Source organism: Clostridia bacterium, assembly GCA_017438525.1.
Taxonomy (GTDB): Bacteria; Bacillota; Clostridia; order Oscillospirales; family RGIG8002; genus RGIG8002.
In genome coordinates, this window is sequence record JAFRVI010000081.1 from 1 (window position 1) to 8,041 (window position 8,041).

The following is an 8,041-nucleotide window of genomic DNA, read 5'->3' on the forward strand; positions in this document are numbered from 1 at the left end:
TCCGCATCTTAAAAAGAGAGATTTTTGTGTCGGACAAGGCGAAAGCGCGATGGAATACTGTATGTATTCCGAGCGCTTTCAACGCAGTCCGGCGCGAAAAGATCCTTTTTAAGACCGGCGTATCCCTGATTTGCGCGCCCTAATCGAGGGGGCGCGTAAGGTTTGCGCGTTGATTCGCGGGCGATCGGGATCGCCCCTGCGGCGAGGCGCGTCAGCGTTCTTCCCGGAAGTAGGTCACGCCTAACGACGCGGGGCCGAGGTTTTCCTTCTTCTTGCGGAAGCTTACGATTATCAGAACGACTATCGTGATGATATACGGCAGCATCTGCGTAAGGTCGGTGGAAAGCTGAACGTTCAGCAGCTCCGGCAGGTACAGATACGCCCAGTAGAAGATGCCGAATATCAGCGAGCCCCAGAGCAGATTCAGCGGCTTCCAGAACGCGAATATGACGAGCGCGACCGAAAGCCAGCCGAACGCCTGGATGCTGGCGAGGTCCGCCGTCGCCCACGCGCCGCTCTTGAACTCCATAACGCAGTAGACTCCGGCAAGGCCGGTGATGCCGCTGCCGATGCACGCCGCGGCGTATTTATACCGCGTCACGCTGATGCCGGCCGCGTCCGCGGTCGCCGGACTTTCGCCGACGGCGCGGAGGTTGAGTCCCACTCTCGTCTTGTTGAAAACGAGCGTCATTATCACCGCCAGCGCTATCGTCAGATAAAACATGAAGCCGTAGCTGAAAAGCAGGTCGGAAACGACACCGAGCTTCTCCGAAAGGAAGGGTATGCGCGCGGTGAAGACGGTGTTCGCGAAGTCGCAGCGGACGTTGCCGGATTCCGACTTGATGAAAAAGATGGACAGGAACTCGGCGAGGCCGCATCCGAAGATCGTCATGACGAGGCCGACGACGTTCTGGTTTATCCTCATCGTGACGGTGAAGAAGCTGTATATCAGCCCCATAAGCACCGACGCGGCGAACGCGGTCAGCAGCGTCAGCAGAATGACCATCACGACGCTCGGGTTCGCGACGGCGTTGCAGTAGCGGAAGGCGGTGATGAATCCCGCCGCCGCGCCGACGCACATCGTTCCCGGAGTTCCGAGGTTGAGGCCGCCCGATTTCTCGGTCAGCAGCTCTCCCATCGCCGCGAGCGCGATGAAAGCGGCGAACCCGATTGCTTTTTGTATCCAGACAAATATCATGCTTCGACCGCCTCCTTCTGAGCTTTGCGCGAACGGAAGTTGACTTTATAGTTGATAAAGAACTCACAGCCGATGACGAACAGCAGCATCACGCCGACGATTATCTTGCCGAACGCGACAGAGAAGCCGAGGTCGTTGTAGGTGTTCGACATCAGCGCCGAGCCGTTCTCGAGCGCGACTATCAGCAGCGAAACGCCCATCATCGTGAAGGTGTTGAACTTCGACAGCCACGCGACGATTATCGCGGTGAAGCCGTATCCGCCCGCGAGGTTGGAGTTCACGGTGTGTCCCTGGCCGGAAACGCAGAGGAATCCGCACAGTCCGCAGAGCGCGCCGGAGAGCGCCATGGTGCGGATGATGACCTTCTTGACGCTGATGCCCGCGTATTTGGCGGTGTTCTGCGAATCGCCGACGACGGCTATTTCGTAGCCGTGCTTCGTCAGGCGCAGGTAGTAATACATCAGCACCGCGATGACTATGACGGCGATCATGAAGATCAGATCCTCGTTCTTGTACCAGGCGGACTCGGTGCCCTTCCACATGGATCTGATCCAGCCGGCTTCGGAATCTATGTTGATTATACCGAGCGCGGATTTGACGCCTCTCCACTTATTGAAGAAGAAGTCGACTATCTTGATGGCGATATAGTTCATCATGAGCGTGAACAGCGTCTCGTTCGTGTTGAACCTCGCCTTGAAGATCGCGGGGATGACTCCCCAGATCGCTCCCGTTATCAAGCTGACGACCAGCATGAGCAAAAGGAGGACGAAGGGGTTGAGCCCCGGATAGTTGAACATTATGTAGGTGGCGGAGATCGCTCCCGCGAGGAACTGTCCCTCCGCGCCGATGTTCCAGAACTTCATCTTGAACGCCGGAGCGAGCGCGACCGCGAGAAGCAGCAGCTTGCATCCGGTCTTGACGGTCGTCCAGAAATAGCTCGAGGTGAAAATGCGCCAGAAGGAGTTGAAGTTTTTGGCGTTCTCGAGCTTCTGTATGCCGAACGAGCCGGTGAACATCGTCTTCAAAAACGTGATCGGGTCGACGCCGATCATTATCCAGACGATGATCGCGCAGAACAGGACGGCGAACACGAACGCCCCCGCTCTGATGAGGAGCCCCGCGTATTTAGGCAGGGGAGCGCGCTTCGTCAGATGTATCAACGGCTCACGGTCGTTATTCCTGATCGTCATCCGCTTCCCCTCCTTTCGCGGCGTCGGGCAGATTGGTCATAAGGTATCCTATCTGTTCTTTCGTTGCGGTGCGGGCGTCGAGCACTCCGCTGATGCGGCCGCCGCACAGGACGAGTATCCTGTCGGAAAGCGCGAGGAGCACGTCGAGCTCTTCGCCGACGAATATTACGGCGACGCCCTTCTGCTTCTGCTCGTTGAGCAGATCGTAAATAACGTAAGAGGTGTTTATATCGAGGCCTCTCACGGCGTAAGCGGTCATAAGCACCGTGGGGGCGGACGCGAGCTCTCTGCCGACGAGCACCTTCTGGACGTTGCCGCCGGAAAGCATGCGCACCGGCGTCGAGATCGACGGAGTTACGACTCCGAGGTCTTCGCGGATGCGCTCCGCGAGCTCCTTCGAGGGCTTTTTGTCGGTCAGCGGCGAGGCGCCGCGGGTATAATCCTTCAGCAGCATATTCTCGACCATCCCCATGCCGCCGACAAGTCCCATACCGAGACGGTCCTCGGGAACGAAGGAGAGCGATACGCCCATTTTGCGTATCTGCTTGGGGGATTTGCCGATAAGCGTTTCCGTCTCTCCCGAGGGGCCGGTGTACGTTATATCGGCGCCGGGCTCGATTTTCTGAAGACCGGCTATTGATTCAAGAAGCTCCTTCTGCCCGCATCCCGATATGCCCGCGATGCCGAGGATCTCGCCCGAGTACGCCTCGAACGAAACGTCCTTCAGCACCTCGATGCCGTCCGCGTTTTTGCAGGACAGCCCGCCGACCTTGAGACGAAGCTCGCGGTCCTTGACTTCGGGACGGTCGATGTTGAGCTCGACCTTTTTGCCGACCATCTTTTCCGTAAGCTCGGCGACGGAGGTCTCCGACGTTTTGACCGTATCTATGTATTCGCCTTTGCGAAGGATCGCTACCCTGTCGGAAATGGCGAGGACTTCCTGAAGTTTATGCGTGATTATGATTATGGTCTTGCCCGCCGCCTGCATATTGCGGATGACCGAGAACAGCTTTTCGGTCTCCTGCGGCGTGAGGACCGCGGTCGGCTCGTCAAGAATGAGTATGTCGGCGCCTCTGTAAAGCGCCTTGACTATCTCGAGCGTCTGCTTCTGCGAAACGGTCATGTCGTAGACCTTCTGACCGGGATCGACGTCGAAGCCGTATTCGCCGCAGATCTCGCGGATGCGGTTCGCCGCCGCCTTGAGATCGAGACCGCCCTTTTCTTTCAGCCCGAGCACGACGTTCTCCGTCGCCGTGAAAACGTCGACGAGCTTGAAGTGCTGGTGTATCATTCCGATACCGAGCAGGAAAGCGTCGTGAGGGCTTTTGATGGAAACGTGTTTACCCCTGACGTAGATCTCGCCGGAATCGGGGTAGTAGATGCCCGACAGCATATTGAGCAGCGTGGTCTTTCCGCTTCCGTTCTCGCCGAGGAGCGCAAGGACTTCGCCGTCAAGGACGTCCATCGTGATGTTGTCGTTTGCAAGCACTTTGGTTCCGAAACGCTTTGTTATCCCTTTTAACTGGATGACCGGTGTGCGTTTTTCGTTCATTTGTTCCTCCGGGGTGTATCAACAGTAAATGAGGGAAGCCGCCGATCCGGCGGCTTCCCTTGATCATTCTTCGTATCAGCCGTTGGGGTTGAGTTCGGTGATCCCGTCTATGCGGAGATTGAACGCAGGCGCGCTGCGGACGTCGGACTCGTGATAGTAGCCGTCGTAAACGACGTTGTCCTTATCGTTGACCCAGTCGCCGTCGCTGTCGGTAGCGAAAGCTTCGGTAACTTCGGCGCCGCCGACCGTGAAGGTCTTGGTGTCGAACACCTTGAGCTCGCCGGACTTGATCTTGGCGATGATCTCGTCGACCTTCGCCTGAGTGCCCTCGGCGCAGGAGGAGCCGAGCTCGGTGATCTCAACGGCGTCCTGATTGTATCCCTCGGCCCAGTTGGTGGGGATGTTCTCGCCCTTCAGCGCATGCTCAAAAGCGAACTTGTAGTAGACCTTCCAGTTGTTGGAGGCGGAGGTAAGAGCGGCGTCCGGAGCGGCGTCAAGCATGGAGACGTTGTAGCCGACGGAGTAGGCGACTTCGCCCTTCTTGAACGCTTCCTGGACAGCGGTGGGCGCGCCGGCGGAGTCGGCGTGCTGGCCGATGATGATGCAGCCCCTGTTCATGAGCAGCTCGGCAGCGGCCTTCTCTTTATCGAAATCGAACCAGCTGGAGGTGTACTGAACGTCCATAACGATGTTCGGAACGACGGACTTTATGCCGAGATAGAAAGCGGTGTAACCGGAAACGACTTCAGCGTAAGGATAAGCGCCGACGTAGCCGATGCGGATGTTGTCGCCGTCCTTGTTCTTATCGGCGATCTTGCCGGCGTCGATGAGCTCCTGGAGCTTGAGGCCCGCGACTACGCCGGAGACGTAGCGGGATTCATAAACGCGGGTGAACGCGTTGCTGAAGTTGTCAAGTCCGTTCTTGTCGGCGGTGTCACCGGTCATGGAGACGAAGTGGATGTCGCTGTTCTCCTTCGCAAGGCCGAGCATATAGTCCTGATGGCCGTAGGAGTTGGAGAAGATATAGGTGCAGCCGTCGTTGATGAGCTGTCTGCCCGCTTCGGTAACGGCGTCGGTCTCTTCGATCTTGTACTTCCAGATGATCTGGTCGTCCGCGATGCCGAGCTCCTTGGCGGCGGCCTTGATGCCGTCCATATGGGCCTTGGTGTAGCCCTCAGTCTCGTCGCCGACGAGGATCGCGCCGATCTTCAGGGCGGCGGCGTCGCTGCCGCTGTTGCCGGAGTCGGTGCCTTCGGATTCCTTGCCGCAGGCCGCGAGAGCGAAGCAGCAGGACAGAGCGAAGACGAGGACGAGAATTACGCTGAGAATTCTTTTCATGGTTTTTCTCCTTTTCCATTTTGAATTATTTATTCATATCCCTCCGGATTGAATAACACGGAAAACGCGGGAGCCGCGGCAAAAAAACGTACGGGAACCGCAAAAGCCGTTCCCGTACTAAAAGCAACCGATAATAAGACACTGCTTATAGTCGGGCAATTTACGGCAGCCCGGTAGAAACTTTTTGACCATATCTCAAATGATATATAAGCGGAAGATATTAAAATGTATATATTCGGTTTGTATTGTCAGGTTATACTCTTTAAAAGACGCGGACGTCAGCAGAATTCGACGCCGTTCTCTTCGCTCATCGAGCTTATCCGCGCGAGCGATTCGATGCGCAGCCCCTCCTTGCGAAGGTCGGCGCCGCCGGGCTGAAACGCCTTCTCGATGACGATGCCGGCTCCGACGGGGATCCCGCCCGCCTGCAGAACGATGTCGCGCAGGGCGCGCAGGGCGCAGCCGTTGGCGAGGAAATCGTCTATCAGCAGAACGCGTTCGCCTTCACGGAGATACTGCTTCGAGACCATGACCGTGTTCTCGACGCCGTGCGTGAACGAAAACGCCTTCGCGGTCCAGACCCCGTCCGACAGATTGGATGTACGCGACTTTTTCGCGAAGACGAGCGGCTTGCCGAAATACCTCGCCGCCATCACGGCGACCGCGATGCCGGACGCCTCTATGGTGAGGAGCTTATCGACGTTTTCGTCTTTGAAAAGGCGGTAGAATTCCCTGCCCATAGCGTCGACGAGCAGCGGATCTATCTGATGGTTGAGGAAACTGTCGACCTTGAGTATATCGTTCCCCTTCACGACGCCGTCTGTTTTTATACGTTCCTCGAGCAGACGCATAGGTCTTCCTCCCGTTCGCGCGACCGTCTTTCAGCCGGGAATGACAAAGCCCGCCATCGAAGGATATTCGTCAAGCGGACAGGCATACAGACAGCGTCGCGTTCCGCGATCGTCGTTTGGTAATTCGTATGCTAATATTATAAAGCATAGCGCGCGGAAATGCAACACAAATTTGCCTTTTTCGGCGCAAAATGACAAAACTGTTAATCTGCCCTATTTTGCTTTTCGGAGTCGTGTTTTATTCGGCAAAATGACAACGCGGACGCACTGCGCCGCGCCGGAAACACAGCGCCGCGAGTCAATGCACGGGCGGCGGGCGCAGCCCGTTTTTACGTTGCCGCACGGGCGGCGGGCGCATCCCGTTTTTTCGTTGCCGCACGGGCGCGGCGGGCGACGTTCGCGGGCGATCGAGATCGCCTCTGCGGTGCTGCCGGAGACGAGGTTTGCGTACGGATGAAAGAGTAAAGGCGAACGCGTCAAGCGTTCGCCGTTTCTTCTAATATCGCCTTCTGTTTTTTCGCCTCGGAGATCAAGGCGGAGTAGTCTGTATCCGTGCGGACGCGGAGCAGCTCGGCCATTTCGTTGACCGGAGCGTATATCGGCGTGAGCGCGAGGTCGCCGTACGTCCCCTTCAGCGTGTGGGCGACGTCGAATGCGCGGTCAAGGTCGTGCGCGTCGAGCGCGGCGGCAAGGTCGTCGAGCTTCTTATCTGTCACCGCCATTCCGACGAGCATTATATAGAAATCCTCTTCGTTCATGCAGCGGGCGAGCCCTTCGTCGACGGCGGCGCCCCATTCTCTCAGTTTTTCGACTGTAAGCATTCGGCTTCCTCCTGCTTTTTCTTCTTTTCGGCGGCGATGAAGGCGGCGAAGTCTTCCGGCGGGACCGGCTTTGAGAAGTAATATCCCTGCACCATGTCGCAGCCGCAGCCGCGCAGCAGCTCCACCTGCTCCGCCGTCTCGACGCCTTCGGCTATCGTCTGCGCCTCGAGGAACTTCGCGACGCCGACGACAAGCTCGATCATACGCAGTCCCTTCGATCCCGCGGTCAGATTCTTCACGAAACGCATATCAAGTTTCAGCGTGTCGATCGGCATTTCGCTCAACATATTCAGCGACGAATATCCGCTGCCGAAGTCGTCCATTTCTATCCTGAAGCCGATTTCGCGCAGGTTGGAGACGATCCCGACGACAGCGCTCTCGTCCTCCGCGTAAGCGGACTCGGTGACCTCGAGCCGCAGATCCTCGAATCCGATGTCGTTATCCTCCACTATCCGCACGAGCTGCTGCTCGAAGCCGTCGGTCTGCATATCCACGCGGGAGACGTTGACCGAGACCGGCAGAGTGAATCCGAACTCTTCGCGCCAGCGGCGTATCTGCGCCGCCGTTTCGTTCCAGACAAAAACGTCGAGCTTGTGGATGATGCCGTGCTCCTCGAAAACGGGGATGAAGGCGCCGGGGCTGATGAAGCCGAGCTCCGGATGGATCCAGCGTATCAGCGCCTCCGCGCTGCAAAGCACGGGACGGTCGCCCCGTATATTGTATTTCGGCTGGTAATAAACCTTTAACTGACGCTCCGCGATCGCCCTGTCGGCGTCGGCAAGCAGGCGCTCGGTATAGAGCTCGCGGTCGTGCATGCTGCTGTCGTAGAAGCCGACGTGCGACTCGTGCCCGCCGCGGAAGCGACTTGAGGCGAGGTTCGCGTGATCGAAGCGGCGTTCCAGCGTGATGCTTTTGTCGACGTTCTGATAAACGCCGAGACGGATGCTGATATGCGTATCCGGAAGCGCCTCCGTCAGAACCGCGCCCGCGCCGTTGAGGATATCGACGTAGTCGTCGCGGTGCGGCAGATAGAGGTAGAAGGTATCCGCGTCTCCCCTGCCGGCGAAGCCGCCGACTTCAACGGCGATCGA

General features: G+C 57.7%; 7 protein-coding genes and 1 riboswitch. All 7 genes read right to left on the bottom strand.

Annotation, left to right across the window (positions count from 1 at the left end; all coding sequences use genetic code 11):
- Window positions 1-211: 211 nt before the first annotated feature.
- Window positions 212-1,198: an ABC transporter permease gene (locus IJL83_07695; protein ID MBQ6553479.1), complete on the bottom strand. Its 987-nt coding sequence runs from the start codon at window positions 1,196-1,198 to the stop codon at window positions 212-214.
- On the bottom strand, window positions 1,195-2,388 hold the full coding sequence (locus IJL83_07700; protein ID MBQ6553480.1) for an ABC transporter permease: 1,194 nt from the start codon (window positions 2,386-2,388) through the stop codon (window positions 1,195-1,197). Before IJL83_07700 ends, IJL83_07695 begins: the two co-directional genes overlap by 4 nt.
- Window positions 2,372-3,940, bottom strand: coding sequence for an ABC transporter ATP-binding protein (locus tag IJL83_07705; GenBank protein MBQ6553481.1), 1,569 nt, complete (start codon window positions 3,938-3,940; stop codon window positions 2,372-2,374). The genes IJL83_07700 and IJL83_07705 overlap by 17 nt, the downstream gene beginning before the upstream one ends.
- 75 nt (window positions 3,941-4,015) lie before the next feature.
- Complete coding sequence (locus tag IJL83_07710; GenBank protein ID MBQ6553482.1) at window positions 4,016-5,278, bottom strand: BMP family ABC transporter substrate-binding protein; 1,263 nt, start codon at window positions 5,276-5,278, stop codon at window positions 4,016-4,018.
- Between the two features lie 128 nt (window positions 5,279-5,406).
- Window positions 5,407-5,508, bottom strand: a riboswitch (purine riboswitch).
- A gap of 48 nt (window positions 5,509-5,556) precedes the next feature.
- Complete coding sequence (locus IJL83_07715; GenBank protein ID MBQ6553483.1) at window positions 5,557-6,129, bottom strand: xanthine phosphoribosyltransferase; 573 nt, start codon at window positions 6,127-6,129, stop codon at window positions 5,557-5,559.
- 476 nt (window positions 6,130-6,605) lie between these two features.
- Window positions 6,606-6,950, bottom strand: coding sequence for an Hpt domain-containing protein (locus IJL83_07720; protein ID MBQ6553484.1), 345 nt, complete (start codon window positions 6,948-6,950; stop codon window positions 6,606-6,608).
- Window positions 6,929-8,041 (bottom strand): EAL domain-containing protein (locus tag IJL83_07725; GenBank protein ID MBQ6553485.1); only part of this gene is annotated, 1,113 nt, incomplete at its 5' end. The genes IJL83_07720 and IJL83_07725, both read right to left, overlap by 22 nt.